Source organism: Streptomyces sp. NPDC029164, assembly GCF_055563995.1.
The window spans coordinates 1-26,701 of sequence record NZ_JBVHWW010000046.1 but is presented as its reverse complement, the minus strand read 5'-3'; the positions used below and the strand labels follow the sequence as shown (position 1 = coordinate 26,701).

The window sequence follows — 26,701 nt, the reverse complement described above, 5'->3', positions numbered from 1 at the left end:
CGTGGATCGTCGCGAAGACCGACAAGGGTCAGGTGCCTTCGCCGAGGACGGTACGGATCAGTGTCCGCTGGGCGTCGGAAAGGAAGGGGTCCTGGAGGTCGAGCACCTCGTCGTCGACGGTGATCCGGTAGTGATAGCCGTCGGCCACGGGGGCGACGGCCCGTTGCGCGAGTTCCTCCAGCTCCGCCGCGTCCGCGCGGCCCAAGGTGTCGAGGGCGCGGAGCTTCTCGTGGCCGGCGAAGCCTCCGGAGCGGGTGACCGTGATCAGCATGGCTGTTTCTCCCTGTTCGCAGTGGTGTCACGCGGCCTGCACGTCGCAGCCACTCCTCCGGTTGCCCCGAACGCCGGTTCTCTGTCACGGAACAGGGGAACGGCCGTACGATCGTCCGGAAAGCGCCGCTGCGTGGCCGACCGCCCCGTCCTCCCGGTTGCTCCCAGGGGGAAGCACCCGCTCGGGTAGCGGTTCGGAGCCCCGTCGATGAACAGGACCCCCTGGGCCGCCTGTGCCGTACCGGGGCCGCCAGCGCCAGCATCGCGGCCGCCGCAGGCCCCGAGCAGCATGGATCTTGCGGGAGCCCAGGCGGCTGGGCGGGCCGTCGCCCGATGCGCAGAACGGCCTAGTCGCGCATGCCCGCGTCCTGGCGGACGGCGAGGCTGAGGGCATGACCGACGAGCCGATCGTGGTGGTCCATCCCCCGGACCGGAGGGGACTCCGTGAAGTCCGGGTGCGGGGCGAACCGGCCGGCAACGTGTGGACGGCGCAGGAGTTGCGTGACCTGCTCGACCGGTACGGGCTCGCCGAGCTGGACCTCGACGACCCGGCCGTCGTGTGGCTCAGGGCGGGTTCTGACGTCTGGCCCGACCGGGCGGTGACGAGGTACGCGACCGGCGCCGTTCTGGTGGCCGGGCTGCTCGGCTGCATGGTCCTGCTCATTTCGGTTGGGCAGGTGGACGCCATCGGGTCGCCGTACTTCGCCAACAGGATGACGGGGTTCCTGCTCATGGCGGGGGGCGTGGTGCAGGGCGTCGCGGCCATCACGGCACCGGATTTCGTGGGCAAGCGGCAGTGGCCGTACTCGGGAGTGGTCATCATCGCGGGGGTGCTCATCGCACTGGCCGGCAATGGGCTGTTCCTCGCCATGTGGGCCGGGGAGAGGGAGTACGGGACCCCGCTCTTTCCCGTGTTCGTGGCGCTGTTCATCTGGTCCTTGTGGGCGCTTTGGATTCTTTTTCGCGAGAAGACGTGGAGAACGGTCCCCCATCCGAAGAGTTTCGCGATCGGCTTCATGATCACCACTGCGCTCACCGCCGCCAATCTGGTCAAGTCCTCCTGGTACGAGCCATCCGTCGCGCCGGTCTCCGTTCAATCCAGTGCGAAATTCGGCAAGGCGGCCCTCGAGACCACCCGGGAGGGTGATTTCGTCTACGTGCCCGTGACGCTCAGGGTGAAGAACTCCGGGAAGGTGCCGGCGTACATCCTGGGGAGTGCCTTCTGGGTGGTCGGGCGGCAGTTCGCGCCCACGGCGGCGGATCGCACGGAGCAGGCCTGGAAGCGAGATCTGGAGGCGGGCAACGACGTCGACCTCTACGCGGAGCCGCCCGACAGCACGATGGTCAGCACGGGAGAAATTCTCGGTGCGGGCAGCTACGTGAATCCCGGGACGGAGTTCGTCGTGCAGAAGTTGGCCTTGTTGCCGAGGTCGGCCGAATTCGATGCCCTGACGGCCGAGACGAAGATCCTTACGCTGTGGAAGGACAAGGCGACACTTCCCTCAGGCCTCCAGCCGCACGGATTCTCATGGAACCCTGCAGTAGGGCCGCCAAAATGCTCCTGGCCGCAATGCGGCGATGAATTCGTCTACTACGTCGGATACGTGGAGCACAGCAACAACATCGTCAACGTGACCCGAGAGCCGCGCTACCTCAACTCGTGGTGGCGGATGTATGCGGGCGGGGGTAACTCCGAAATCTCGGCAGGAGTCAGGCCGTATCACCCGGCGCGGGAGGAGTCAGCCGACTGGGAAAGCGATGACAGTTACGGAATCGAGAAGATCAAAGGCGGGGGCGATGTGGTTCCGTTCCACCCCTTGGTGGCCCGTGCGCTCAAGGACGCAGGGAAGTAGCACGTCGAACGCGATCACCAGCTGGACGACACCTTCGTCAACGGCACGTCACGCCGCACCCTTACGCGTGAGGTGACGGCTTTCACCTGGTCGGGCCAAGGGCGAGCGGCTGACTGCCGCGAATGGCCCAGCATCCGGACACTGGACGTGCCGTGCATCTGATGAGATGCCTAACGTCGATGGCAGACAGATCGGTTCGGTTCATGACGCGTGTGGAGGTGCGATGTCCCATCAAGGCCGCTGGCTGGCAGGCGCCTGCGCGACTCTGGTCGCTGTCGGCCTGCTCGTCACCGGAGGCGCCGTCGCCACGCCGCCGGAAGAGAAGTCCGGCAGCAGCCCCGAGCCCGAGGTCGCCATCGGCGCCTATCTCCACTACGGCTCGCCCGGGGTCGAGAGGATGCAAGGGCTCTCCCGCTGGCTCGGGGGTTCCGAGCTGCGCGCCGGGCACACCTACCTGCCCGGCGACACCTGGTCGAACATCGAGGGGGCACCCGACTCCTTGCACGCCTGGGCCGCGTGGCGCAGGGCGCGAGCCGATCGGCTGTTCGTCCTGAACGTGCCCATGCTGGAGCGCAACGAGGCCAACGTCCCCGACGGCCGGGTCGCCGAGCTGCTCCGCTCCGGCGCGCGGGGTGAGTACGACCACCACTTCCGGCGGCTGGCCGAGCGCCTGGTCGACCTCGGGGTGCCGGACACGGTGATCGTGCTCGGCTGGGAGATGAACGGCTTCAACTACACCCACCGATGCCGCCCCGATCCCGAGAGCTGGAAGAAGTACTGGCGGCGCATCGTGGCTGCCATGCGCTCTGTGGAGGGGCAGGATTTCCGCTTCGACTTCGCCCCCAACCGCGGCAGCGACGCGATCGCCTGGACCAGGTGCTACCCGGGCGACGACGTGGTCGACGTCATCGGCATGGACAGCTACGACCAGCCGCCCGGCGATTCCTTCCACGAGCAGGTAACCCAGCCCTACGGACTCCAGCAGCAGGTCGACTTCGCGCGGGCCCATGGCAAGCAGATCTCGTACCCCGAATGGGGGTTGTTCCGGAACGGCGACAACCCCGAATACATGCGGGACATGCTGGGGTGGATCGCCGAGCACAAGCCGCTCTACCAGAGCATTACCGACTACTGCCCGCACGGCGTGTGGCAGTGCGGGCAGAACCCCCGCTCCGCACAGGTGTTCCGGGACTTCCTGTCCGCCAACAGGGTTCAGCCGGAACCGTAAAGCGGACCCGCCCCCGGCCAGTCCAACCGCACGCGCGCGGACCTCGCGGCCGACAGCCGAACCACCATGCCGTCGCGGCAGCTCACGCCGGTGAGCTGCCGCTGCACGGAATCCGGCGATGCATTCCTCGCTACGTCTGCGTGCGGCGGGCGTAGGCGCGGGCGGCGCGGGCTCGGTCGCCGCAGCGTGTGGAGCACCAGTGGCGCCGGCCGTGCCGCAGGAGGTAGCGGGTGCAGGGGGTGGAGCCGCAGGCGGTGAGGCGTTCGGCGTCGGGGCCGGTGAGCAGGTCGGCCGCGCTGGCCGCGAGCACGGCGAGGGCGTGCTCGACGATCTGGGTGATGGGGTGGGCCGCCTCGCGGTACAGGCCGCGGGCCGGGTCCCAGTGGAGCAGGGAGGCGGCCGGGGCTCGGGTGAGCGCATTGTTGACGGCGGTCAGCGCGGCGGCGGGGGCGGGCAGTCCGGCGACGTGGGCGGCGAGCAGCGCGCGGACCTGTTCGCGCAGGGAGCGCAGGAGCCCGGCGCACATCTCCGCCAGGCCGGTGTCGGCCGGGGCGAGGCCCCTGTCGACGAGCCACCGTTCGGCCGCGGCGGGGGTGCCGAGGAGATCGACGTGGTGACCGCCGGGGAGGGCGATGGCGCTGTTGGCGAGGTCGAGGGCAGGGTACTCCTCGGCACCGGGCGCCGGCGGAAGCGGCAGCGCCAGCGGCAGCGGCTCTGTGGTGGCGATCTCTTCCATGGCCCTCATGGTACAACTCGCAGTCTTCCGTGATTCTCACGCTAAGACTTGCCTTTATCCGTGAGGAACCTCTACCGTGATCACGGATGGACCACTCCCTAACCGTGAGGTCGCTTGATGTCTGCCACCGGCACCACCGCCTTCGAGCAGTTCCCCGTCCGTGTCTTCGGCGGCCCCACCGCCCTTTTCGAGTACGGCGGTCTGCGCTTCCTGACCGACCCGACCTTCGACGCCCCCGGCGACTACCAGGTGCCCGGCGGCTCACTCCTGGTCAAAACAGCGCCGGCCACCGGCACCATCGCTGACCTGGGCCGTATCGACGTGGTCCTGCTCTCCCACGACGAGCACGCCGACAACCTCGACACCTCGGGCCGGGCCCTGCTCGCCGACGTCCCCCTCACCCTCACCACCCCCGGCGGCGGAGAGCGCCTGGGAGGCCAGGCCAAGGGGCTGGCCGACTGGGAGTCCGTCGAGCTGGACCGCCCGGGCGGTGGCACCGTCACCGTCACGGGCGTGCCCGCCCTCCACGGCCCCGGACCGCGCGAGGAGGTCGAGCCGGTCACCGGCCAGGTCGTCGGATTCGTCCTGACCGGCGAAGGACTGCCGACCGTCTACGTCAGCGGCGACAACGCCTCGCTCGACGCGGTCAAGGAGATCGCCGCCCGGTTCACCCCCGTGGACACCGCCATACTCTTCGCGGGCGCGCCCCGCTTCCCCGTCCTCTTCGACGGCGAACCGCTCGTCCTCAGCAGCGCGCAGGCCGCCGAAGCCGCCGGGATCCTCGGCGCCCGCCGGGTCGTCCCCGTCCACTACGACAGCTGGGCCCACTTCACCGAGGGCCGCGACCAGTTGGTCGCCGCCTTCACCGATGCCGGGCTGGCCGACCGCCTGGACCTGGGCGACCGGAGCTGACCGACACCCGGCCACGGGCCCTGGGGTCTCAGCCTCGGGCCCGCGGCGGCGGGGTCCGTCAGCCGCAGTGGGGACCTGCGGCTGACGGACGTCTTCCGGGCCCCGCCGGACCGGCTACGCGGCGCCCGTCATACGGGCGAACACCACCACGTTGCTGTCGTAGTAGTGCTTCTTGGGGTCGAAGTCCCCGCCGCAGGTGACCAGGCGGAGGCCCGCGTGGTCGAGGTTCTTGTAGACCTCCAGCGTGGGGAACTCGGCCTTCGGGTACTCGGCGACCCGGTCCACGGTGAACGTGACCGTCTTGCCGTCCCGCCGGGCCACCTTGATGGTGTCGCCGGCCTTCATCGTCTTCAGCTTCTCGAACACGGCGGATGCTCCGTTCCACGTGACATGACCGGCGATCACGGCCGGTCCCTGCGAGCCGGGGGTCGGCCCCGGCTCGTACCAGCCCGCGAGCGCGGGGTCCTTCGGGGTCTGCATGGTGCCGTCCGCGTTCTGCCGGAGCGTTTCCAGGGAACTGGACACACCGAGTGAGGGGATCGAGATCTTCTGCGGTTCCGAACGGGCGAGGGCGGGCCGGGCCTGGCCGGCGCCACCCGTACCCGCACCCGTACCCGTACCGCCCTGTGATCCGTCCGCCGGTGCCGCGGAGTCACCGCCGCCGGGCGCGGCGCCCGCGGCGGACGGCGCCCCGCCTTGGAGGGCCTGCCCCGCCGGGGCGGGTGGCTTCGCCGTGTCCTGGCCGGCACACCCCGCGAGGAGCAGCCCGGCGAGGACGGCGGCCGCCAGGGGACCTGCGGTCCGGCGTCGGAGGCGCGCGGTGGAGGCTGCGGGTGCGAAGAGCGCAGGAGCCGGCTTCACGCGCCGCCCCCGGTGGTGTCCCTGCGGACGGGGACGGCCACGGCCCGCCTCGTGGCGACCGCCACCGCACCCGCCACCATCGCGAGTACGGTGATCGCCGCACCGCCGCGCATCGTCACGGGTGCCGCCGCATGCTGCGTGGAACCTCCGCCGGTCTCGATGCCGCCGACCGGGATGGACCCCACGGCCGCGCCCTTGACCTCTCCGCAGTTGGTCGGAGCCGTCGCCTCCTGGGGCAGCTTGGGGTCCAGCTCACTCTTGCCGGCCCCCTCGAAGTCGTACTTCTTGTTCTTGTTGCGGTCGATGCCGTGCTGCACCACGTGCAGGTCCTTGATGTGGTCGACGACGTCCTGGCCGACGGTGATCGTCCGCTTGTAGGAGACCTTGCCCAGCTGGTCGGCGACGGGCATGCGGTCCACGGCGAGACCGCTGGTGGCCTTGGTGTCGCCGCCCGTGGTGAGGGAGATGTTGATGTCGCCGTAGTCGTGCGTGGCCTCGGTGTTGCTGAGGACCCCGTCGCGGTCGGTGTCGTCGGTGGCGTCCGGGCAGCGGAAGTCGTGGCCCTTCGTCGAGCCGTGCAGATGCTGGGCCGACGGCTGGCCGGGCACCATGCCCTTCGACTCGATCTGCACGGTGAGTTGGTTTCCCTTGAGGCTGAGCATGACCGTACCGCTGGAACCCGAATCGTTCAGCTGCGCCAGGTCGATCTGGTACGCCTTTCCGGCCTCCGCGAGAGCTGGTCCGGAAAGGCCGAGGGTGAGGAACACGGCGGCGGGTACGGCAGCGAGAACCACGAGGCGACCGGTGCGCTTGACTATCACTTTCGCTCCTGTTCCGTGGATCCCCAGGGCGGGAATCGCAGGTCGTACGGGGTGGAGGAGTCCCCCTGATCAGGGGTCTCGCTCCTTCTTCGGTGCCCCAACTCCCGCAGGCTGGCGCTTGGGTGAGGTATTTCAGACGACGGCGGCGGCCGACAGCCGCCCACCGGTCATCCAGATGCATGACATCGCATCGGTCAGGGCAGGGAATCGGGCAGCCTCGCAGAGCATTTCCGAGAGCACGAGAATTCCGTGTGCGGTGCACTTCGGATCCCGGTTCCGATGCAGCCAGACCACCGCGTCACCCAAGGGGCGGCGTCCCAGGAGGATCCCCGAACGCCGCACGTCGGCGGCCGACTCCAGGTCGGAGCGGCCTCCGCCGAACGGCAGGGCCTGCGTCCGGCGGATTCCCGGTGGCGCGACCGAGTCCCGCACGTGGCGGACGTACGCTTCCGGGGGCGCCTGCCCGTTCTCGAAGGTGTTGCGGAATCCGACGACGCGAAGGCCCGCGTTCTGCAGGCGGAGCTCGATGTAGAGCTCGATGAACAATCCTCGAAGCTGAATGCGCACGGGGAGGTGGGGCATTCCCCCCTCCCCGCGCCCGGCCTTGCTGAAAGCGCCCTGAGCATCTTCCGCCCTCGACCGGATGGTCGACGTCAGGACCCGATACTCGTCCACCGATGCGTACGCCGGGGAAAACGACACGGGTTTCAGCATGGCCGCCCGTATCAGGTGAAGGAGCCGGAACTCGGGCCCCTCGGAAGTAATCTGACCGCAATCGGCTCGATTCTGCTGCACTCACGCATGCACATCCACCGCCTTCGACATCATTCCGATCGCCGACGGGTGTCATCGTCCCCATCGCCGGGTTCGGTTCGGTTGGGACCTTTGTAGTCCTCCTGGCGCCGGCAGAACGAATACTTGGCCTCTCGTGCTAAGAAATCAGCGCGCGATCCCGATGTCCGCAGGATGACCAACGCCCGTCAACCAGCCCTGCACCGCCGGGAATTGGCACCTCAGCCCTGCGCACAGCCCCCGGGTAGCCCACGGGCGTCACCAACTCGGCGCGTTGATGCGGTACTCGGCGCGGGGCTCTGCACGCATGGACTTCGCCAGCTCGGCGATGCGTTCTGCCTGGGGCGCGGACAGGCGTCGGAGCTCCCACAGCACCGCCGCGGCGTCCACCGCCTCCGGGGCCGGAGGTCCCGGCGTCTCCGGCAGAAGGACGCCGGTCAGCGCGGCCAGTTCGCGGGCTTCGATCCCCAGGAGCGCGGCGAAGTCCGTCACCAGGCGGGGCGTCAGCTCAGAGCGACCGTCTCCGATCACGGTGTAGGTGGGAGCCGACAGGTACGAGGGCGTCACGACCGCCATGGCGTGTGCCAGGCCCGACCTGGACAGGTTGCGGTACCAGAACATGCGGACCAGCCAACCGCCCGGACCGTCCGCCAGGGGTTCGGGTTCCTTGGGGACGAAGGGCGAACGGCGCCCTTCCTGCGGCAGTGCGCGGATGGTCTGCAGGAGTTCGCTCCGTCCGGCCGCCGGGAGGTGGACCGCATCCATCACGATGCGAGCGATCCATGGGGTGGCCGCGGCGTCCAACGGCGCCAGGTCGTCCGGCACTGCCAACCCCGCGAGGATGAACAGGTCGGCGGCGTGGAAACCCAGCGCGGTCGCGAGTCGGCGGAGCAGTGCCTCGCCAGGGGTCTCCCCCGCGAGCACGGCTCGGATCTCGCCTGCCGGCACGCCGGCGCGGTCGGCCAACTGCCCTGCGCCGACTCCCCTGTGGTCCAGCAACCGCGTCAGCATCGCGCTGAAATTCACGGACTCCGTCATCCACACAGCCTAGCCAGCAGTAGGCGAAGGGCAGCAGCCCGACGATGCCGCTGATCACCCACCCGGTGCGTCGGTCACGCCCGCGGCGCGATGGGAGGGTGCCGTCGAGGACGTCCCGCCGGCCCAGCCGTTGCGGACCCTCGCGCCGGCCGCGACGCCGGAGACCCCCGCACCCTCGCCCGGGTGTCGTTCACCCACCTTCACCGTCGACGCGCCGCCCGGCCGGGCGGTGTACGCGTCCGATGCCGCCGGGCCCGCTCTGCTGCACGGGCGGACGGAGCTCGTGCGCCGGGCCTTCCCGTCCGGTGGGGTCCTGTGGAGCCGGCCGCTGGAATCCGAGGTCACCGACCTCGACACGCACGCCGGGGTGCTGTACGCCCTGTGCGCCGACGGCGGCCTCGTCTGCGTCGACGCGGCCGACGGGGCGCTCCTCCACCAAAGCCCCCTGCCCCCGTACGCACCGCTCTCGCTGCATGCCGCCCGAGGGCACGATCCTCGTCGGCACCGCCGCCGGCCAGATCCTCCGCCGCCTCCCGGACGGGTCCGAGTAATCCGCTTCGGAGCACGCCGCCGTGCCCAGTAGCATCCCCGGATGCCGAACATCGAGACCTTGACGCCCGCCGCCGGGCACACCGACTCCGCCGGACTGCGGGCGTACGACCCCGACCTGCTCGCGCGGTGCGCCGTCGACGGTACGCAGCCCTGGTGGCGCCGGACGGCCTGCGTGGAGGCGCTGGTCGGCCGGGTACCGCAGGCGCGGGTCGGCGAGCTGCTCGCGTGCGTCCGCGACACCGAGGACTCCGGGAGTATCCGCAAGGCGCTGTTGGAGCTCCTCTCGGACCGGGCTGAGCTCCTCCCCTGGCTTCGGCACGAGGACCGGCTGCGCGAGGAGGCTTACGGCATGCGGGAAGCGGTCCTCCAGGCGCGCGCGGCCCTCGGGGACCTGACGGCGGTGACCGAGTTGGCGACCCTCGCGTTCAGCCACTGGCGGACCAGGCGGGCGGTCGGGGAGGCCGGACTGGATGCGCTCATGGACCGGCACGGGGTGGAGGCGGTGCTCTCCGAACTCGCGGGCGGGCGGCCGGAGGACCGGGCCGTCGCGGTGCGCGTGCGGGACCGCGCCGGCGAGGACGTCACCGGCGCGCTCGCCGACCCGGACCCGCAGGTGGCCCACCTCGCGCAGTCGCTGCTGACCTGCCCGGACCGGCTCCGCGCCCACCTCGCCGAGGCTCCGACGGCCGACGCCGCGCTGTGGGCCGCGTACGCGCTGCACCGGCTGACCGGTGACGTGGCGCGGACGCGGGCCGCGTACGAGGCGCTGGGGCGCCCCCGGGTGGAGGTCGACGGTCTGGACGAGGAGATCCGCCGTGCGATCGTGCACGAGTACGGGCACGAGTGCGAGAAGCAGAGCGACCCGCGCTGGCGGATCGAGGCCCTGTGCACCGAGCCGCCGCAGCCGCCGGACGAGGAGCGTCAACTGGCCCTGGCCACGGCCGCGCTGACGGCGGCGGGGCTGGCTCCCCGTACTCCGCTCTCCTGCGGTGACGCCAACCGTCAGGGCGGCGGCACGTACCACGTGATCGGGTACGGGGAGGGCGGCAGGAGCGAGGTCTTCATCAGCACGCTGGGGCGGTTCGCCGGCGACCACGAGGACGACCCCGCCGCGCGCGCCGCCCTCGAGGCGGCCGGCTTCCGCTGGATCGACGGGCCCACCGGGTCGATCCGCGTCACCGGCCTCGGCGTCTACTACTTCGGGGCGCGCGAACCGCTCGACGTCCACACGCTGCTGTTCTACTGGCAGGACTGAGGGCGGGCCGTCCTGTGGTCCCGGGCGCCGCGACCGGTTCGGTTCCTAGAGGGCGGTCGTCTCCTTCACCATCCACGCCGCGTACTCCTCCGAGGCCTCGGCGGTCGGCAGCACGATCCACTGCGGCACGTCGTACGGGTGGCCCTTGTGCACCCACGCCGCCAGGGCGGCGACCTTCTCCGCGGTCGTCTGGAAGGAGACCCGGTACTCCCGCTCGTGCTGGATGGCGTCCTTCCGCCAGGAGAAGGTGGTCATCCGCGCGTCGATGTGCGCACCGGCCGCCAGCCGGGCCTCCACCGCGCTCCGCGCCATCTGGTACGCCTTCTCCTCGTCGTCCAGGGTCGTCTGTGCGATCACGACGCTCGCCATGCCGGTCCTCCTCGTTCGGGTCCGACCGACCCTACCCACGGCCGGCGTCCGGCGCCCGGCGCCCGGCGCCCGGGAGGTCGTTTCCTCATGACCGGCTTACCGTGCGGGTCACGCCCGTGAGGATCGTGGTGGCCAGGACCCAGCCGGCGATGACCAGCGCGTACGAAAGCCACTGGTGCCAGCCGTCCGGGGAGAACGCCGTCTCCTGCCCGAAGCTGATGACCGGCAGGAGCAGATCCAGGGTGTAGAAGACGGCGTTGAAGGCAGGGCCTTCGCCCGGTTTGATGGGATCGGGGTGGTGCACACCGTAGGCGATCGACCCGAAGGCCAGGAGGGACAGCAGCCAGCCTGCCGCGCGCAACGGGCGGAAGCCGTAGCCGACCGTGGCGTCCTGGACGTGGCCCCACAGCCGTCCGTACCACGGGAGGGTGGAGCGGCGGCTTCGTTGCTTGGCGAGCTGCACGAGGCGGGCCGCGTCGTCGTCCCCGACGTGGCGGTACGCGGCCGTCAACTGCTCGTAGAGATGAGGCTCGTACCGGCCGCCGCCGCGTTCGAGCATCGGAAGGCGGCGCTCGGCCGGCTCGTGCGGGGTGAGCACGGTGTACCTGAGGCTGCTGAGGAGCACCTGGTCGTCCGGGAGCACGTCCGGTTCCAGGCTCAGGATCTCTATCTGAGACCGCCGCAGGTTCAGAGCGCCCTGGACACGGCCGCCCCCGCCGAGCCAGAGTTCACCGATGACGCAGCTGCTCGCCCGGAGCGCCGTGTCGCCCGGATGTGACAGATCGGCGTGGAGCAGGTCGAGACGGGTCGTTATGTGCGAGCCCCGGAGTTCGACCCGGCCCCGCGCACGCATGCGCCGTGCCCGTACGTGCGCGCCGACGTTGAGGTTCTGTGCGTCCAGCGCGGTGCCACCGGGGCTGTTGAACTCCGCGTCCTGCAGGTTGATCCGTCCCGCGACGGACGCGCCGGTGAGCCGTACCTGTCCGTCCGCGCGCATCTGCGGCGCCCATATGTCCGCCCCGATCGCGGCCTGGTTGAGCTGCAGCACCGGCTCGGAATCGTCCGCCGCCGTGAACCGCGCGCGCTCCATGTGCAGCGCGCCGGAAATCTCGGCCCCGCTGAGCCGCACCGGACCCCGTAGGCGGCAGTCCGTCATCCTCAGTACGCCCGCGACCCGCAGGCTCGCCGAAGTGAGGCCCGGCAGCACGGAACCGCTGAGGTCGAGCTCGCGCAACTGGGCGCCGTACAGGTCGGGGACCTCGTCGAAGCGGCAGTGGCTCAGCCGGACGGCGACGTCGATCGTGGCGTGCCTGAGGTCCAGTACGCCGATGACTCGCGCTCCCGTGATGACGAGCGCGGCGATCTCTCCCTCCTCCTGCGGGGCCTCGAGGAGCAACCTCCGCAGCACGGTGGCGCGTACGCTCCGCGCGGGGCCCCAGTCGTCGCCGAGCGACACGTCCTCGTCCTCCGCGGTGCGGAAGTCCAGGGAATCGCCGCGGGCGTAGGCTCGCCACACACGTGCCTCGGCAGGGGACAGCTCGTTGATCACGCTCACGCAAGGACTCTCACCTGCCGCGTTCGACGTGTCAACCGACCTTCCTGGGCGCCGCCTCCGCGCCGCCTCCGCCCCACATCCGGCCGTCAAGCCGCTGCGGAAGTCCGGCACCCCTGCACTGTCGGAGGCGGCTGTTAGCCTCCCGGCGATTCATTTCGCAGACGGGGAAGTCGGGGGGACCAGCCGTGCACGAACGCACAGTGGACCAGATCTTGGGCGAGAGCTGGGAAAGCCACGCGCAGGAGACGATCGCGGACGCCGACGAGCACTACCCTGGCCGGGACCAGGTCGCCGAACTCTTCTGCGAGCCCGATCCGTTCGAAGAGGTCGTCGCTCCCTTCGGCCCTCAGTGGCCCGGGCTGGCGGCCGTACGGGATGGACGAGATGTGCGCGGTGCTGCGGTCCTGGGAGGAGCGTTTCGGTACGCGGCTGGTGGGGCTGGCGGACGACCGCGTGATCGTCTCGGTGGCGGCACCCGTGAGGACGACGGGGGAAGCCGAGGCCGTCGCCGCCGAGCACTTCGCGTTCTCGTCCGACAACATCACCCAGGGCTACGACGAGACCCTGCGCGCCTACGCGGCCAACCAGATCGTGGGCAGGCAGGTGTGGTCCTTCTGGTGGGACTAGCGGCCCGGGACGGCGTCGGTGTCGGTGTCGAGGGCCGCGGCACGCGGGGCGGCCGCGAGGCGGAGTGCAAGTTCGGTCGGCGGGTGGGGCAGTCGGGCCACGTGCAGGCGCCGTACTTCCTGCGGGCCGCCGCGCGCGGGCAGGATGCGTACGCCGGGTGGCGCGGCGGGTACCGGCGCACTGGGTACGGTGGTGAGCCGCATCCCGCGGCCACGAGGTGCCGTTTCGCGAGCCAGTTTCGGGCCGTGTGCACGATCTCCGGCCGCTCGTCCAGCCCGGTCACCGTCCACTTCGCCTTCCGCCGCTACGACCCGTGGCTCGCGTAGGGCCAGTCCAAGACCGCCGACATCCTGTTCGCCGTGGAGACCACCGGTCGCTGGGCCGCCGACAACATCACCGCCAACGCGCTGATGCCCGGCACCGTCTACACAGGCCTCCGGCGCCACCGCGGGAGCGGCAGCGTCCCGGCCGAGTTCATCAAGACGGTCGTGCAGGGCGCAGCGACCGCCGTACTCCTCGCCACCTCACCCGCCCTAGAAGGCATCGGCGGCCGATACTTCGCCGACTGCAACGAGACCGTCGACCGCCACACCGTCACCCTGCACGGTGTGGCCCGCTACGCCGTGGACCCGGCGCATGCCCAGCGGCTGTGGCTGCTCTCCCGGGAACTGCTCGCGCAGACCGGCTGGCATCACGCAGGCGCACTCTTATTGCCGTGCACCCGTGATCGAAACCCCCGACAGGCCGACGAAGAGATCACATTCAAGTGGCACATATGAGACAGGGCAAAGAAGTTATCGGCTCGTTATAGACTCGGAGGTGCGGTGAAAATGTCAGCATTTTTGGGGGTAATACGAGCTCCCCGTCGGCGTTCCACGCCCCCGGGAAGGCGCCTGCGAATATCACGGGCCACGCCAGTTCTGTAACCCCTTGGGGCCATGCAATTTGCTCGAGTGCTGGGTAACTTCGGCCCGCATGACTGCTCATGCAGAACTGGCCCGTTACATGAAGACCCCGCCGCCCACCCCGTCCACTCCGACCCTCTCGACCTCGACGACGTACATCGACCGCCCCCACCCGGGTGACGGCCCCCTGCTGTGGCGCCTGGCCCGCGACTCCGGATCGCTGGACCTCAACTCGGCCTACAGCTACCTCCTCTGGTGCCGTGACTTCGCCGGCACCTCCGCGGTGGCCCGGGACTCGTCCGGGCGCGCCGTCGGATTCGTCAGCGGATACCTGCGGCCCGACAGCCCCGGAACCCTCCTCGTCTGGCAGGTCGCCGTCGACGAATCCGTCCGCGGCCTGGGAGTCGCCGGGGCCCTGCTCGACGGCCTCTCCGCCCGCGTGGCGGCAGAACACGGACTGAGCTCCCTGGAGGCCACCGTCTCCCCCGGGAACCTCGCCTCGGAGCGACTCTTCGCCTCGTACGCCGAACGGCACGGCGCCACGCTCACGCGTGAAGTGCTGTTCGCCGCCGAGGAGTTCCCTGAGGGCGGGCACGCCCCGGAGGTCCTGCACCGCATCGGGCCGCTCCACTTCTGATTCCGATCCCCTCCCGTTCCGGGCCGCCACCCCGAACATCTCGAACGCCCGAACACCCGAACGCCCCCACGCTCATTGGAGAGTTGCCTTGACCATGACCGAGCCGGTCCTGTCCGTATTCGAGACCGTCGAGTCCGAGGTGCGCAGCTACTGCCGCGCCTGGCCCGTCGTCTTCGAGCGCGCCACGGGAAGCCGGCTGTACGACGAACACGGACGCGGCTACCTTGACTTCTTCGCGGGCGCCGGGTCCCTGAACTACGGCCACAACAACCCCGTCCTCAAGCGGGCGCTGCTCGACTACCTGGAGCGGGACGGCATCACGCACGCGCTCGACATGGCGACGACCGCCAAGCGGGCCTTCCTCGAGACCTTCCGGTCCCACGTCCTCGAACCCCGCGCGCTGCCCTACAAGGTGATGTTCCCGGGGCCGACCGGGACCAACGCCGTCGAAGCGGCGCTCAAGCTGGCGCGGAAGGCCAAGGGCCGCGAGTCGGTCGTCTCCTTCACGAATGCCTTCCACGGCATGTCGCTCGGCTCCCTCGCGGTCACGGGCAACGCCTTCAAACGGGCCGGCGCCGGCATCCCGCTGGTCCACGGCACTCCGATGCCCTTCGACCACTACCTCGGCGGCCAGACCCCCGACTTCCTCTGGTTCGAGCGCCTGCTGGAGGACCAGGGTTCCGGCCTGAACCATCCGGCGGCGGTCATCGTCGAGACGATCCAGGGCGAGGGCGGGGTCAACGTGGCGCGCGCGGAATGGCTGCGCGCCCTCGCGGACCTGTGCCGCCGCCGCGACATGCTGCTGATCGTCGACGACATCCAGATGGGCTGTGGCCGGACCGGCGAGTTCTTCTCGTTCGAGGAGGCGGGCATCACTCCCGACATCGTCACCCTGTCCAAGTCCATCAGCGGCTACGGGCTCCCCATGTCCCTGTGCCTGTTCAGGCCCGAGCTGGACCTGTGGGAGCCGGGCGAGCACAACGGCACCTTCCGCGGCAACAACCCGGCCTTCGTCACCGCGACCGCGGCCCTGGAGACCTACTGGGGCGACAACACCCTGCGCGAGGAGACGCTCGTCCAGGGCGCGCGCATCGAGAGCGCGCTGCGCGAGCTGTGCGCCGAACACGGCCGGCTGGGTGCGACGTACCGGGGCCGCGGACTGGTCTGGGGCATCGAGTTCGCGCAGAAGGAGCGCGCCGCGGAGGTGTGCCGGAGGGCCTTCGGGCACGGCCTCCTCGTCGAGACCTCGGGCCCCGAGGGCGAGGTCGTGAAGCTGCTCCCGCCGCTCACCGTGACCGGCGACGAACTCGACGAGGGCCTCGGCATCCTGGCCCGCTCCGTCCGCGAAACCGCCTGACCGGCACCCGTACCACGCACCACGTACCACGTACGACGTACACACCACGAAGGGCACCACCATGATCGTCCGCTCGTTCCGGGACATCGAGGGAACCGACCGCCACGTCAGTGCGGCATCCGGCACCTGGGAGAGCAAGCGCATCGTCCTGGCCAGGGAACGCGTCGGCTTCTCGCTGCACGAGACCGTCCTGTACGCCGGCACCGAGACGTCCATGTGGTACGCGAACCACGTGGAGGCCGTGGTCTGCACGGAGGGGGAGGCCGAACTCACGGACGAGGAGACGGGCCGGACCTACACGATCACGCCGGGAACCATGTACCTCCTCGACGGCCACGAGCGGCACACGCTGCGCGTGAAGCAGGAGTTCCGCTGCCTGTGCGTCTTCAACCCGCCCGTGACCGGGCGGGAGGACCACGACGAGAACGGCGTGTACCCGCTGCTCACCGAACCCGACCAGCACAGCTGACGTACCCGAACACACAGAGAGGAGAGGCAGGCACCACCATGACCTACGCATCCACCCGCACTGTGAACGACCTGTATCCGACCCGGGGCTCCGAGGAGGTGCTCACCGGCCGCGTGGACCCCGTCATCTGGTCGGAGCCCGGCACGCCGGGCCCGATGTGGGCCCACGAGCTGGAGAGCTTCGAACGCGACGGCTTCCTGTCCGTGGACGAACTCATCACGCCCGACGAGGTGGACGTCTACCGGGACGAGATGGACCGGCTGCTCCGTGACCCGTCGACGCTGGCCGACGAGCGGTCCATCGTGGAGCCGAACTCCCGCGACGTACGCTCCGTCTTCGAAGTCCACCGGATCAGCGAGGTGTTCGCGGCGCTCGCCGCCGATCCGCGCGTCGTGGGGCGGGCGCGGCAGATCCTGGGCTCCGAGGTGTACGTGCACCAGTCCCGGATCAACGTGAAGCCCGGGTTCGGCGCCAGCGGCTTCTACTGGCACTCCGACTTCGAGACCTGGCACGCCGAAGACGGTCTGCCGCACATGCGCACCGTGTCGGTGTCCATCGCGCTGACGCCGAACCACACCACCAACGGCGGCCTGATGATCATGCCCGGCTCCCACCGGAGCTTCCTGGGCTGCGCGGGTGCGACGCCGAAGGACAACTACAAGAAGTCCCTCCAGATGCAGGACGCCGGAACCCCGTCGGACGAGGCGCTGACCAAGTTCGCCTCGGCCTGCGGCATCAAGCTCTTCACCGGCAAGGCGGGCTCGGCCACCTGGTTCGACTGCAACGCGATGCACGGCTCGGGCGACAACATCACGCCCTTCCCGCGCAGCAACGTCTTCCTGGTCTTCAACAGCGTCGAGAACCGGCCGTCGAAGCCCTTCGCCGCCCCGGTGCGCCGTCCCGGGTACATCGCGTCGCAGGACTTCACCCCCGTGGGCTGACGCGTCCGCAGGGGCTGACCCCCTCCACGACCGCCGTGCCGTGCCGTGCCGCGCGGCGCGGCGCGGCGCGGCGTCGCTTCGGGGCTCCCTGCGGGCGCCGTCAGGGTTCCTGTTGCATGGAGCGCAGTCGGTCGGCCACGTCGTAGACGCTCAGGCGCAGGGTGCGGATGTCGGTGATCAGGTCGCGCCAGGGTTCGAAGGTGGTGTCCACGTCGTGGCCGGAGGCCCTGATGTAAGCCACTGCCACGCCGAAGCCGAAGTACTCGTTCCTGGCCGGCAGGGGACGGAGCAGCACGATCTGCTCCAGCAGCGCCGCCGACCGCCAGTACGCGTCGGGCTCGTCGGTCGCCCACGCCGGGGTGTTCACGCGGTGCCGCGCGACCGCGGCCACCAGGCCGGAGTAGTCCAGCACCCCCAGCTCGTTGCCGAGGAGCTCCTCCTGCCGGTCCAGGAGCCAGCGGAGGTCGATGTGCAGCTGCAAGATCAGGCCGCCCGGTGTCCGCTCGCGGACGACGGCAGCCCGCCGAACTCACGGTCGAACGCCTCCGCGATGCCGGGCTGGCCGACCGCTTCGTGGAACGCGGCGGTCGCCCGGCCGAGGGCGAGCTGGTTCTCCTGCTCGATGGCCAGCTCCGCCAGATAGGCGCGCACGCTCATGCCGTGCGCGGCGGCCACCGCCGCGAACCGGTCCCGGGTCACCGAGTCGATCTTCACCGTCGTGTCTGCCATACCTCCGAGTATGCACGCATGAATACCCTCACGAATACCCTTCGGGGATTTCTCCGGCCCGGACGGCGTCCCGCACCGCCCGTCCGCCCCGCCCCGCCCCGTCGTCAGCCGCCGCCTCGCCAGATGTTGTCGAAGGCCGCATCCTCGATGGCGCGCCGTTGCCGTACGGACGCCAGCTCCACCAGCGCGTCGCTGACGGCGGCCAGTACGGTCGCGACGTCGTCGTCGGCCACGTCCGGGGCGTCCTCGCTCCGCTTTCCCCCGACCCCCACGGCCCCCGCGAGGGTGACGAGGACGGGTTCGTCCGCTGCCCAGCGGTCCGCGGCATGACGGCGGGCGGGCGAATCAGCCAGCACCAGCTGACCTGCCCGGAAGGAGATCCCCTGGCGGCGTTGCCGGACGAGCTGCCCGTCCGCCTCCAGCTCGGCCTGGTAGGCCACGGAGAGGCCGCGGCCCCGGCGCCACAGCCAGTCGGTGACCGACTCGTAGGGCTCCTCCCGAACGAGCGACGCGGCCGCCTGCTCCAGCAGGCGATCAGCCGGGGCGGTCCGGTGGCCCGGCACGATGTGATCCCCGTCCAGCCTGACGGCCTCGGCCGCGAGCAGGTCGATCACCTCGGCCCCGGCGAGCGCGAGCGACAGCTCCCCCTGTTCGACAGGGCTGCCGGACCCCGTGTCCATGGCAATGATCAACAAGTCCCGCGGTGTGGTCATCAAGGGCTCCTCTCAACCGTGCAGGCAGGTCGCCGGCCCATTATTGATCGACTCGGCCCCCGACCGTCGTGAGAATGCGCATGTGCGTCGGCCCGTTCGCCGCCCACTACGCCGCAAGGGCCCTCGCTCGCACGCGGAACCCTGTCTCAGCGGAACTCGTGGACCACCTGGATCTCGCCGACGATGTGGGCGTTGAACTCGTCCAGCTCCTCGGCCGGGACCCACAGCTCGAGGATCGTCCGTCCCCCGGCCTGCTGGACGGGGTAGCGGCTCAGGAACTCCGACTCGACCTCGAATCGGGTCACGAAGCCGACACCGCTGTGCTTCACGTTCCAGTCCCGCGCGATCTTGATCGCGTAGTCCTCGTTGAGGACCGGGTAGAAGATCGGCTGCTCGGGGAGGCGGGGCGGCCACGCACGCCGGTTCAGCTCACGCACCAGGTCCAGCTCCTTGGGGCCGGTGGGGCGCCACAGGGTCGTCGTCGCACGCTGGCTGGTCATGTGAACACTCTCTGAACGCGGGAGGCCCGCTGGTACGGCTGGTCGGAGACCCGGACGATACCGGCACCGGGAGCGCGACACCTACACGGTTTCCACCCTCCCCGGTCATCGCTGCGGCCGGCCGCTCGTGACGCGCCCCCTCTCGCGGTCGCGCCGTGAGGTCGAGGGTTAAGGTCGTAGCTGCTCATCACCACCGAGGAGGGGGCTCCGAGGATGTACGGGACAGTCACGGCGGTCAGCAGCAACGGCGCGTACTCGTTCACCAAGCCGAACCGGGACAGCATCACGCTGCTCGCCGGCCTCGGCGTGGAAGGCGACGTCCACGCGGGCGTGACGGTCAAGCACCGCTCGCGTGTCGCGCAGGACCCCACGCAGCCGAACCTGCGCCAGGTCCACCTCATCCACGAGGAGCTCTTCGCCGAGGTCGGTGCGGAGGGGTTCGAGGTGGCGCCGGGTGATCTCGGGGAGAACATCACCACCCGCGGAATCGATCTGCTCGGACTGCCCGTCGGCACGCTGCTGCACATCGGCGACCATGCCGTGCTGGAGGTGACCGGCCTGCGCAATCCCTGCCTGCAGATAGACAACTTCCAGGACGGACTGCTGAAGCAGGTCGTCGGCCGCGACGAGGCCGGGAACGTGGTGCGCAAGGCCGGAATCATGTGCGTCGTGAAGGAGGGCGGCTCCGTGCGCCCCGGCGACATGATCAAAGCGGAGCTTCCCAGTGGGCCGCACCGCCCCCTGGAGCGGGTGTGACCTCTCCCATGGGAGGGCCGTAGGGCCGTAGGACCGGCATCGGCCGCGCTCCGGCCCGGCCAGCAGATTACCCAGGCGGCCCTGGATCTCCATGGTCGGCCCCTCAAGGACGCGTGCACGTCCACCCCCGCCGCGGCGAGCGCTGCGGCGAACTCCGTCTTGCCCTCGGGCTGTTCCACCACCAGGCGGAAGCAGGCGACGAAGGCCTCGGCAGGCTCGGCGTCGGCGGCCGGCAGCGCGGTCCGGGCCGCCACGTCTTCCAGCCTGCGCACCATCACTGCCTCCAGGAGCGCCTCCTTGGTAGGGAAATGCCTGAAGAGCGTGCCGACCCCGACCCCGGCGGTTCGTGCGATCTCCTCGATCGGCACGCCGACGCCGCGGGTGGCGGCCCTGGAAGGGACGTGGCACCGGCGGCGAGGAGCGTCGCGGCGGCGAGGCTGCCCCAGAGCGCGGCCGAGCCGTGGGGTGCGAGGCCGGTGATGACCGCCGGGGAGACGGCGAGGCCGAAGCCCGTGGAGAGCTCGAAGCGGGCGAGGGTGCGTCCCAGGACGTGGGCCGGGGCGAGGACGGTGACGAGCGCGGTGGCGCTGCCGGCGTAGACGATCTCGCCGATGGTGCAGAGCACGGACACCGCCGCGACGGCCGGGGCACCCCAGCCGTGTCCCAGTGAGGTCGCCGCGAGGAAGCCGAGGTAGGACACGGTGAGTACCACGCCGGCGAGGGTCAGCACGTTCCGCCGCGAAAAGCGGGACATCAGGACCGTGACCGGCACCTGCAGGGTGACCACCAGCACCGTGTTGGCCACGAAGATGGCCGCCGACCACACCGGGGATGCGTGCAGCTGTGTCACCAGGACCAGAGGGAGCGCGATCTCGGGAACGTTGAGGCAGAACGCGTAGACCACGTTGGCGGCCAGCAGCGCGCGCATCCGGGGCGCGGGTCCGTCGTCTCCGCCCTCGGCCGGGGTGGCGGCCGGTTGGGCGCGCAGCCGGACCGACCACGCCAAGGCCGCCGCGGTGAGGTAGGCGAGCCCGGTGACGGCAGCCAGCGCCTGCAAGGCGGAGGTGCCGCCCGCAAGGCAGGCGGTGGCGAGGAGCGCGCCCGCGCCCATCCCGGCGTTGCGCAGGGCGCGGCCCGCCGCGAGAGCGGTGTCGCGTTCGCGGCCGTGGGCGACCGTGGCCACAAGCGCCGCGTGGGCGGCCGGCCATGCCTGGTTGCCGATGCTGAGGAAGAGCGCCGCCGTCGCGAACGGCCAGACGTGCCCGGCCGGGGTGGCCAACAACAGCGCCACACCCAGTACTCGTACCAGCATCGATGCCGCCACGACCGTGCTGCGTGCGCCCCGGTCCAGCCACCGGCCCACCGCGGGCATGCACACGAGGCCCGCGACGACGCCGGCCGTCATGGCGATGCCGGTGGCCGGCGCGGACAGCCTCAGCACCGTCACCCCGTAGAGCAGGAGAAACGGCCGCAGGAGACCGGTGCCGAGGGCGTCCACGAGCAGGGCGATGGCGTAGCGGGGGCCGCCGGAGCCGCGGACCAGGGCGCGGGGCCGGATCTTGGTGGTGGGTGTCATGGCGTCAACGTGCGTTCGGCAGTCGGGCCGGGCACGTGGGTTGACGGACATCGTCAACCGATGCCCTAGCCAACCGTCCGGTCAGTGATGATGACGGGGTGACGTTGAGGATCGACATCAGCGGACTGCCGTCCGAGCGACTGCGGTTCGCCGCCTCCCCGCTGGCCGAGCTGACCGCGATGCTGCACGTACTGGCCGAACCCGGACACCATCCGCACCTCGCCGGCTGGGCCGGGGACGTCTGGGCCGGGCTGCGGCCGGAGCTGGCGGAGCGCTTGCGGGAGGCGGAATTCCTCTGGCGTTCCTCACAAGCGGACTTCCTGATCCCCGCCCGGCCGCGGCCGTCCCTCGCGGAGGAGTTGGACGACGTGGACCGGATCGACGACGAAACGTACGTGACGGCCGCGCTCGTCACCACGTGCGGCAGCAGTCGCTTCTCTTCGGCCGGGCCGTCACCGTCACCGGCATCGCCGTCACCGGCATCGCCGTCGCCGTCGCCGTCGGCATCGCCGCTCACCGATGCGAGGGCGCGCGAGCGGGCCCTGGACCTGGCGCAGGCCCGCGGCGGCCGGCAGGAGGCCTTCGCGGAACGCCTGCTCGCGGACCCGGCCGCCGTGCGGGCTCGGGTGCGTCAGACCCTCGAACAGTGCGCCGAGGCCTTCTTCGACGCCGCCTGGGCGGGCGTCGCCGTGCGGCTCGCCACCGACCTGCGCCTGAAGAACGACCTGTTGAGACACCAGGGCATCGCGGCGGCGCTCGCCTCGGTCTCCGGAGCGGTCACCCTGGCACCGGACGGCGACTGCATCGTCGTGGACAAGCTGCAGGACAAGTCGACCGCCGCTCACGGCACCGGGGTCACCTTCATCCCCAGTGTCTTCGGCCGCCCGCACCTGGTGGCGGTGCACGCGCCCGGGTGGCATCCGGTGGTCCAGTACCCCGTGGCCGAGCCGAGTCCATCCGAGCCGGTCCCACTGGAGACGGTCTCTCTCCGGCTGGAGGCACTCGCCCATCCCGTACGGCTGCGGCTGCTGCGCACCCTGGCCCGCGGCCCGCACACCACCGGCGAGCTGGCCCACACCTGGGAACTCTCACCCCCGGAGGTGTCCCGCCATCTCGCCGTGCTGCGCCGGGCGGGCCTGCTCACGGCCCGACGGCACGGCCGTTACGTCCGCTACACCCTCAACCTGCCCGACCTGACGGCGCTGGGCACGGACCTGCTGGCGGCCGTACTGCGCTGAGTACTCAGGCCAGGGGGCTGGTGGCCATCTGGCCGGGCACGATGATCGAAGCCACGGTGCCGGCCCGGCCGCGTCCGACCCAGACCGGGGACCCTCCTTCGGCAACGTCGAAGGCGATGAGGTCCGCCTTCAGGTCGTCGTCGGTGCTCTTCTCGAACCAGCCGTCGCACAGGTCCTCGGTGTCCCGGTCCCCGCCGGATCCTCCCCATGGGGCCGCAGCCTGCCGGAAGCGGTGGAACGGCGCCGTCAGCGCCTCCCAGGCCTCCACGTCGGCGATGGCTCCCGTGGCGTCGCTGTCGGAGTGGAACCCGGCGGCTGCGATCGCCGCGTCCCCGATGTCGTCGTTCACCCCGATGCCCGCTTCCCAGACGACCACGGGGTCGTCGCTGACGCACAGGCGGGTCGCGGCGCACTCCCGTCCGTCGAACCGCTCGCCGCCATGCTCGTACGGGGCCTCGGTCCAGGCCGCCTCCACACGGTACGTGCCGGGGGGAATCCGGGCCACGATCTCGCGCCCCGCGTCCTCGGACCACGGAGAGTCCACGATCAGCCGACCGCTGGGAACGCGGATCGTGGTCACCTCCTCCACCTCGACCACCGTGACGGAGGTCAGCGGGTCGTCGGCACGGACCCCGAGGCATGCGCCTGGCACGAAGAGCGCCTGCAGGTACGCGCTGTCCTCCCGCCCGGCCACCAGCCGCGGATCCCCCACGCTTGCCATCCCACGCACCCCACGTTCCCGTAGACGAACTGCCCGGCCAGACGATAGGTGATGCCAGTGACAGCGGCCCCGCGTCACGTCTTTGTGGTCACGTTGATGCTCATGGCAGCCTCGGCGCGGCGCTCCGAGCCGCGGCGCAAAGAACCGGCGCTCCGGCGGCTGTACCCGTTCACGAGCCTTTGGGCGCTGCGCTTCTCGACCACCACGCACCCGCGCCTCTCGGTCGTGGGTCCCATCCTGGCGATCCGGGGCGTCGGCGAGTACACGCTTGCCGCATCCATCACGGACGAGGACACCGCCCAATTCACCACGGAGGCCGAGACCGTGGCGGCAGTCGTACGCCAACTGCCATCCACGCTCGGCCTGGTGACACTCGGCCGTTGACCGGTCTTGCTCCGGCGACTGGGTGCTTGTGACGCAGCCCACATGGCTCGGAGCGATGAGTTCGCCGATTGCGGTCGGTCAGATGGGGGACAGCATCGACGCGCGGAAGGCCCGGTCATGTCCCACGCACTCAGCACACCCGATCACATCGCCTCTACCGCCCCCGCCCCCGCCCCCGCATCGCGCCGCGGAGCACGGCCGGCTCTGCTCGCCGGCATGGCGGCGGGGCCGCTGTTCCTCGGCACCGGCATCGTCCAGGGCCTCGTGCGGGACGGGTTCGACTTCACCCGTAACGCGATCAGCCAGCTGGCTCTCGGCGAGGCGGGCTGGGTCCAGACCGTGAACTTCCTGCTCGCCGGTGCCCTGCTGATCGTGGGTGCGGCCGGCCTGCGCAGGGTGCTGGGCGGTGGGGCGGGCGGCACGTGGGGCCCGGTTCTGGTCGGTGTCTTCGGCCTCTCCTTCTGGGGCGCCGCGGCCTTGCCGGCCGACGCCGGGGCAGGCTTTCCCGTCGGTGCCCCGGACGCGACGACGATGAGCGGGCACGGTGCCGGCCACATGGTCGCCGGAATGGTGGGCTACCTCGCCCTGTGTGCCGCCTTCGTCGTCTTGGCCCGCCCGCTCGCCGCCCGGGGATACCGCAGCTGGGCCGTGTCCTCACGTCTCGCACCGGTCGCCGTCCTCGCCGGATTCATGGGCTCGGCCGCCTCCGTCCTGGCGTTCACCGCAGGCGCGTGCCTCGGCCTCGTCTGGCTGACCGCGGTGACGGCCCGCCTGGCCACCGCACCAGACCAGTGACACCGGCGGTGTAGTCGGGCATGCCTGCACGACTAAGCCCCAGCACACCCATCGGCCGCGCCAACAACCCCGGCGCCACCATGCAAGACGCTCGCCAACGCGCCGACAGCCATTCCTGGTACAACGGCGGAGGCGGTTTCGGCGGCACGGGTGGCTTCAGCCTCGGGTAAGGCTCCTCAGATCACGCTGCCCGCCGGCCAGAACCAGTGACGCTAGCGGACCCTGGGCCCCGGCCCGCCGGCCCAGCGGCGCAGCGCGGCAGCCGCCTGGTCGGCGTCGTTCGGACGCAGGCCGGCTATGGAGATGTGGTGGTTGGCATCGGGCACGTTGAGGAAGTAGGAGTCGGAGGTGCCGCTGCCCGGGGGGAGGGTTCCGCGACCGCTATGTCGTTCTCGCCGTTGACGAACACGAGCGAGCTGCGGTGGCGGCGCACCCAGCGGTCGATGTCCGCCATCGCCGAGGGCTGGAAGTGCAGGGGTACGTCCCGCGGCACGCGTAGAGGGCGTCGTCGGTGGTTGGGGCGGTGGGTGCGGATGCGGAGCCGCCCGTGGGCTGATGCATCCAGAACATCCTCGGCAGGCGCAGCACAGCGAGTGCGAAGGCGCGGTCCGCGCTGCCGATGGTGTGGAAGGTCTTCTTCTTGCCCTCGGCCCACCGGGCGTACCGTTCTGTCATCGCTTAGCGCCGTATCAGCGCCTCACGCTGGGCGGACTTGATCGCTGCGCGGCACTCGGTCGTGCCGACCTGTTCGAGGCGCGCGTCGTACGCGGAGTCGTCCCTGTCATCCGTGTTGTTGGGGGCGCAGTAGGCGACGGTACCGGCCACGTCTTCTGGATAGAAGCGACGGCGATAGACCGCCGTCATCCCGCCCTTGTTGCCGCCGGTGGAGATCCACGCGCCGCGATAGATCTTCTTGAGGGCGGTGATGAGGCGATGGTGGTCACTGGCCGCCTGCCAGGTGGTGAGCTTGGAGCATGCCGGGTCTTCCGGCCTGGACGTCCCGAAAAAGCCGCTGTTCGGTGGTGATCTGGTTGGCGTCCAACGACTCGGTCGGTTCGGTCAGGCGGTTCGGCGACGGTCCGAGGTCGTAGCCAATGGAGTAGAGCACCATGGGCTGCCGGGTCGATTTGTGCACCAGGGTCAGCCTCTGGTCCAAGGAACCTTGGCCGGCGTGGCGATGGTCGGTGGGCTGTCGGTAGCTGAGGTCGAGGACGACCTGCCCTGGGGCGGCGGGCCGTTCGCCAAGCACGCGCATTCCCGGGACGGCCTCGATCCGGGCGCGGATGTCTCCGTCCGCCGCTGTGCCAGCGCCGGCGCGCGGACAGGCCGGTGGCCGTCAGCACGGTCATCAGAAACAGAGCGAGCAGATGTCTTGTCGTGTTCTTCATACCCCCAGACAACCGGACGCGTTGGGACTGCGGATCCCCCAAGCGGGGAAGGCGTCTCCCTCTCATGGGGGGGGGGAGACAATCATGCGGCCGGGCCATTTCACTGGACCATGATGCGGTGATGAGCACAGACAGAGAACCATCGGAACACGAGGACCGGTGGGTCCTGAACCTCCGAGGCATGGCTGTCGCCAGGATCTGCATCGACTTTCGGCTGACGCTCACCCGGCACAGGGTGGGAGGTCGTGCTCGAAGCACCCGCTGAGCTCTCGGACGGATCGCTCCTCACCAACCCTGGCCTGCCTCTGACGCCGGAGTCCCCGGACGTGGCGGCGGCTCTCCCGCTGTTCGGGACGAAAGTGCTATCCGCGGTCGCGTGCAAGTCCGGGGCCCTGCGGATCGTGTTCGACAGTGGCATGCATCTGAATTGCTCGGCCGACCCGTCGCTCGAAGCCTGGCAGGTCAGCGGACCACAAGGATGGCGCTTCGTCTCGCTGCCGGGCGCAGACCTCGCAGTCGGGTCCCCCGCTGCAACGTGACTGGAGACGCGAAGACGCTCGGCCGGGAGGAGGTTCCGGCCGAGCGTCTTCGGTGTGGGTGTGCTGGGTGCTGGCTGCCGGGTGCTGGGTGCCGGGTGCTGGGTGCCGGGTGCTGGTGGGTTTAGTACCAGTGGTTGGCGGACCAGAAGTTCCAGGCGCCGACGGGGCTGCCGTAGCGCTCGTT

At 70.4% G+C, this 26,701-nt stretch carries 30 protein-coding genes and 5 pseudogenes; 16 read left to right on the top strand and 19 right to left on the bottom strand.

Annotation, left to right across the window (positions count from 1 at the left end):
• Positions 1–28: 28 nt before the first annotated feature.
• Positions 29–271 carry a protealysin inhibitor emfourin gene (locus ACZ4VT_RS33280; protein WP_467955135.1) on the bottom strand — a complete coding sequence of 81 codons (243 nt, stop codon included), beginning with the start codon at positions 269–271 and terminating at the stop codon, positions 29–31.
• 391 nt (positions 272–662) lie between these two features.
• Between ACZ4VT_RS33280 and ACZ4VT_RS33275 the strand changes: the two genes are divergently transcribed.
• Positions 663–2,123, top strand: a complete 1,461-nt coding sequence (locus ACZ4VT_RS33275; protein WP_467955134.1) for a hypothetical protein — start codon at positions 663–665, stop codon at positions 2,121–2,123.
• Between the two features lie 223 nt (positions 2,124–2,346).
• Entirely contained in the window at positions 2,347–3,351 is a 1,005-nt protein-coding gene (locus tag ACZ4VT_RS33270; protein ID WP_467955133.1) for a glycoside hydrolase family 26 protein, read from the top strand.
• Positions 3,352–3,481: 130 nt separating this feature from the next.
• On the opposite strand, the gene ACZ4VT_RS33265 is transcribed toward ACZ4VT_RS33270, so the two are convergent.
• Positions 3,482–4,096: an ABATE domain-containing protein gene (locus tag ACZ4VT_RS33265; RefSeq protein ID WP_467955132.1), complete on the bottom strand. Its 615-nt coding sequence runs from the start codon at positions 4,094–4,096 to the stop codon at positions 3,482–3,484.
• Between the two features lie 108 nt (positions 4,097–4,204).
• Between ACZ4VT_RS33265 and ACZ4VT_RS33260 the strand changes: the two genes are divergently transcribed.
• Positions 4,205–4,999 carry an MBL fold metallo-hydrolase gene (locus tag ACZ4VT_RS33260; RefSeq protein ID WP_467955131.1) on the top strand — a complete coding sequence of 265 codons (795 nt, stop codon included), beginning with the start codon at positions 4,205–4,207 and terminating at the stop codon, positions 4,997–4,999.
• 114 nt (positions 5,000–5,113) lie between these two features.
• On the opposite strand, the gene ACZ4VT_RS33255 is transcribed toward ACZ4VT_RS33260, so the two are convergent.
• The 4 genes from ACZ4VT_RS33255 to ACZ4VT_RS33240 form a co-directional block, all read right to left on the bottom strand.
• On the bottom strand, positions 5,114–5,860 hold the full coding sequence (locus ACZ4VT_RS33255; protein ID WP_467955130.1) for a class F sortase: 747 nt from the start codon (positions 5,858–5,860) through the stop codon (positions 5,114–5,116).
• The gene (locus ACZ4VT_RS33250) at positions 5,857–6,681 is read right to left on the bottom strand and encodes a hypothetical protein (RefSeq protein ID WP_467955129.1); all 825 of its coding nucleotides are present in this window, start codon (positions 6,679–6,681) and stop codon (positions 5,857–5,859) included. Before ACZ4VT_RS33250 ends, ACZ4VT_RS33255 begins: the two co-directional genes overlap by 4 nt.
• 132 nt (positions 6,682–6,813) lie before the next feature.
• Positions 6,814–7,395 carry a ribosome-inactivating family protein gene (locus ACZ4VT_RS33245; protein WP_467955128.1) on the bottom strand — a complete coding sequence of 194 codons (582 nt, stop codon included), beginning with the start codon at positions 7,393–7,395 and terminating at the stop codon, positions 6,814–6,816.
• A 336-nt stretch (positions 7,396–7,731) separates the two neighbouring features.
• Entirely contained in the window at positions 7,732–8,511 is a 780-nt protein-coding gene (locus ACZ4VT_RS33240; RefSeq protein WP_467955127.1) for a hypothetical protein, read from the bottom strand.
• A 229-nt stretch (positions 8,512–8,740) separates the two neighbouring features.
• Here ACZ4VT_RS33240 and ACZ4VT_RS33235 point away from each other — a divergent pair, with 229 nt between their 5' ends.
• Both ACZ4VT_RS33235 and ACZ4VT_RS33230 read left to right on the top strand, forming a co-directional pair.
• Positions 8,741–9,094: a hypothetical protein gene (locus tag ACZ4VT_RS33235; RefSeq protein ID WP_467955126.1), complete on the top strand. Its 354-nt coding sequence runs from the start codon at positions 8,741–8,743 to the stop codon at positions 9,092–9,094.
• A gap of 9 nt (positions 9,095–9,103) precedes the next feature.
• A complete protein-coding gene (locus ACZ4VT_RS33230) occupies positions 9,104–10,318 on the top strand; it encodes a hypothetical protein (RefSeq protein ID WP_467955125.1) in 1,215 nt (404 codons plus the stop codon).
• A gap of 45 nt (positions 10,319–10,363) precedes the next feature.
• Here the strand turns inward: ACZ4VT_RS33230 and cutA are convergent, their stop codons facing one another.
• On the bottom strand, positions 10,364–10,687 hold the full coding sequence (gene cutA, locus ACZ4VT_RS33225) for a divalent-cation tolerance protein CutA (protein WP_467955124.1): 324 nt from the start codon (positions 10,685–10,687) through the stop codon (positions 10,364–10,366).
• 85 nt (positions 10,688–10,772) lie between these two features.
• On the bottom strand, positions 10,773–12,242 hold the full coding sequence (locus tag ACZ4VT_RS33220; RefSeq protein ID WP_467955123.1) for a pentapeptide repeat-containing protein: 1,470 nt from the start codon (positions 12,240–12,242) through the stop codon (positions 10,773–10,775).
• A gap of 375 nt (positions 12,243–12,617) precedes the next feature.
• Between ACZ4VT_RS33220 and ACZ4VT_RS33215 the strand changes: the two genes are divergently transcribed.
• On the top strand, positions 12,618–12,869 hold the full coding sequence (locus tag ACZ4VT_RS33215; RefSeq protein WP_467955122.1) for a DUF4253 domain-containing protein: 252 nt from the start codon (positions 12,618–12,620) through the stop codon (positions 12,867–12,869).
• Here ACZ4VT_RS33215 and ACZ4VT_RS33210 read toward each other — a convergent pair.
• A pseudogene (locus ACZ4VT_RS33210) lies at positions 12,866–13,146 on the bottom strand (LysR family transcriptional regulator); the annotation flags it as partial. The gene ACZ4VT_RS33215 and the pseudogene ACZ4VT_RS33210 sit on opposite strands and share 4 nt — an antisense overlap.
• Positions 13,147–13,153: 7 nt before the next feature.
• Between ACZ4VT_RS33210 and ACZ4VT_RS33205 the strand changes: the two are divergent.
• The 5 genes and pseudogenes from ACZ4VT_RS33205 to thpD all read left to right on the top strand — a co-directional run.
• Positions 13,154–13,648, top strand: a pseudogene (locus ACZ4VT_RS33205) (SDR family NAD(P)-dependent oxidoreductase); the annotation flags it as partial.
• A gap of 226 nt (positions 13,649–13,874) precedes the next feature.
• The gene (ectA, locus tag ACZ4VT_RS33200; RefSeq protein ID WP_467955161.1) at positions 13,875–14,411 is read left to right on the top strand and encodes a diaminobutyrate acetyltransferase; all 537 of its coding nucleotides are present in this window, start codon (positions 13,875–13,877) and stop codon (positions 14,409–14,411) included.
• 88 nt (positions 14,412–14,499) lie between these two features.
• Entirely contained in the window at positions 14,500–15,768 is a 1,269-nt protein-coding gene (gene ectB, locus ACZ4VT_RS33195; RefSeq protein ID WP_467955121.1) for a diaminobutyrate--2-oxoglutarate transaminase, read from the top strand.
• Between the two features lie 61 nt (positions 15,769–15,829).
• Positions 15,830–16,237 carry an ectoine synthase gene (locus ACZ4VT_RS33190; RefSeq protein WP_467955120.1) on the top strand — a complete coding sequence of 136 codons (408 nt, stop codon included), beginning with the start codon at positions 15,830–15,832 and terminating at the stop codon, positions 16,235–16,237.
• 38 nt (positions 16,238–16,275) lie between these two features.
• On the top strand, positions 16,276–17,178 hold the full coding sequence (gene thpD / locus ACZ4VT_RS33185) for an ectoine hydroxylase (RefSeq protein ID WP_467955119.1): 903 nt from the start codon (positions 16,276–16,278) through the stop codon (positions 17,176–17,178).
• 100 nt (positions 17,179–17,278) lie between these two features.
• On the opposite strand, the gene ACZ4VT_RS33180 is transcribed toward thpD, so the two are convergent.
• The 4 genes from ACZ4VT_RS33180 to ACZ4VT_RS33165 all read right to left on the bottom strand — a co-directional run bounded on the left by ACZ4VT_RS33180 (position 17,279) and on the right by ACZ4VT_RS33165 (position 19,120).
• The gene (locus ACZ4VT_RS33180; protein WP_467955118.1) at positions 17,279–17,659 is read right to left on the bottom strand and encodes a toxin Doc; all 381 of its coding nucleotides are present in this window, start codon (positions 17,657–17,659) and stop codon (positions 17,279–17,281) included.
• 2 nt (positions 17,660–17,661) lie between these two features.
• Positions 17,662–17,907: an antitoxin MazE7 gene (locus tag ACZ4VT_RS33175; protein ID WP_362810129.1), complete on the bottom strand. Its 246-nt coding sequence runs from the start codon at positions 17,905–17,907 to the stop codon at positions 17,662–17,664.
• 104 nt (positions 17,908–18,011) lie between these two features.
• Complete coding sequence (locus ACZ4VT_RS33170) at positions 18,012–18,620, bottom strand: GOLPH3/VPS74 family protein (protein ID WP_467955117.1); 609 nt, start codon at positions 18,618–18,620, stop codon at positions 18,012–18,014.
• A gap of 146 nt (positions 18,621–18,766) precedes the next feature.
• Positions 18,767–19,120 (bottom strand): hypothetical protein, encoded by a 354-nt coding sequence (locus ACZ4VT_RS33165; RefSeq protein ID WP_467955116.1) that lies wholly within the window; start codon positions 19,118–19,120, stop codon positions 18,767–18,769.
• A gap of 213 nt (positions 19,121–19,333) precedes the next feature.
• Between ACZ4VT_RS33165 and ACZ4VT_RS33160 the strand changes: the two genes are divergently transcribed.
• Positions 19,334–19,876 carry an MOSC domain-containing protein gene (locus ACZ4VT_RS33160; protein ID WP_467955115.1) on the top strand — a complete coding sequence of 181 codons (543 nt, stop codon included), beginning with the start codon at positions 19,334–19,336 and terminating at the stop codon, positions 19,874–19,876.
• A gap of 323 nt (positions 19,877–20,199) precedes the next feature.
• Here the strand turns inward: ACZ4VT_RS33160 and ACZ4VT_RS33155 are convergent.
• Positions 20,200–20,244, bottom strand: a pseudogene (locus tag ACZ4VT_RS33155) (hypothetical protein); the annotation flags it as partial.
• A 29-nt stretch (positions 20,245–20,273) separates the two neighbouring features.
• A pseudogene (locus ACZ4VT_RS33150) lies at positions 20,274–21,452 on the bottom strand (MFS transporter); the annotation flags it as partial.
• 98 nt (positions 21,453–21,550) lie between these two features.
• On the opposite strand from ACZ4VT_RS33150, the gene ACZ4VT_RS33145 reads away from it, so the two are divergent.
• Positions 21,551–22,690 carry a DUF5937 family protein gene (locus tag ACZ4VT_RS33145; RefSeq protein WP_467955114.1) on the top strand — a complete coding sequence of 380 codons (1,140 nt, stop codon included), beginning with the start codon at positions 21,551–21,553 and terminating at the stop codon, positions 22,688–22,690.
• 4 nt (positions 22,691–22,694) lie between these two features.
• Here the strand turns inward: ACZ4VT_RS33145 and ACZ4VT_RS33140 are convergent, their stop codons facing one another.
• On the bottom strand, positions 22,695–23,411 hold the full coding sequence (locus ACZ4VT_RS33140; RefSeq protein ID WP_467955113.1) for a DUF4241 domain-containing protein: 717 nt from the start codon (positions 23,409–23,411) through the stop codon (positions 22,695–22,697).
• A 102-nt stretch (positions 23,412–23,513) separates the two neighbouring features.
• Here ACZ4VT_RS33140 and ACZ4VT_RS33135 point away from each other — a divergent pair, with 102 nt between their 5' ends.
• Positions 23,514–23,795 carry a DUF6193 family natural product biosynthesis protein gene (locus tag ACZ4VT_RS33135; RefSeq protein WP_467955112.1) on the top strand — a complete coding sequence of 94 codons (282 nt, stop codon included), beginning with the start codon at positions 23,514–23,516 and terminating at the stop codon, positions 23,793–23,795.
• Positions 23,796–23,912: 117 nt separating this feature from the next.
• Positions 23,913–24,590, top strand: coding sequence for a DUF998 domain-containing protein (locus ACZ4VT_RS33130; RefSeq protein ID WP_467955111.1), 678 nt, complete (start codon positions 23,913–23,915; stop codon positions 24,588–24,590).
• Between the two features lie 295 nt (positions 24,591–24,885).
• On the opposite strand, the gene ACZ4VT_RS33125 is transcribed toward ACZ4VT_RS33130, so the two are convergent.
• From ACZ4VT_RS33125 to ACZ4VT_RS33115, 3 genes and pseudogenes are all read right to left on the bottom strand, one after another.
• Positions 24,886–25,044: a hypothetical protein gene (locus tag ACZ4VT_RS33125; protein WP_467955160.1), complete on the bottom strand. Its 159-nt coding sequence runs from the start codon at positions 25,042–25,044 to the stop codon at positions 24,886–24,888.
• Positions 25,045–25,268: 224 nt separating this feature from the next.
• A pseudogene (locus tag ACZ4VT_RS33120) lies at positions 25,269–25,538 on the bottom strand (aminopeptidase); the annotation flags it as partial.
• Positions 25,531–25,845 carry a hypothetical protein gene (locus ACZ4VT_RS33115; RefSeq protein WP_467955110.1) on the bottom strand — a complete coding sequence of 105 codons (315 nt, stop codon included), beginning with the start codon at positions 25,843–25,845 and terminating at the stop codon, positions 25,531–25,533. The pseudogene ACZ4VT_RS33120 and the gene ACZ4VT_RS33115, both read right to left, overlap by 8 nt.
• A gap of 378 nt (positions 25,846–26,223) precedes the next feature.
• On the opposite strand from ACZ4VT_RS33115, the gene ACZ4VT_RS33110 reads away from it, so the two are divergent.
• Positions 26,224–26,517 (top strand): DUF6188 family protein, encoded by a 294-nt coding sequence (locus tag ACZ4VT_RS33110; RefSeq protein ID WP_467955109.1) that lies wholly within the window; start codon positions 26,224–26,226, stop codon positions 26,515–26,517.
• Positions 26,518–26,701: the final 184 nt, after the last annotated feature.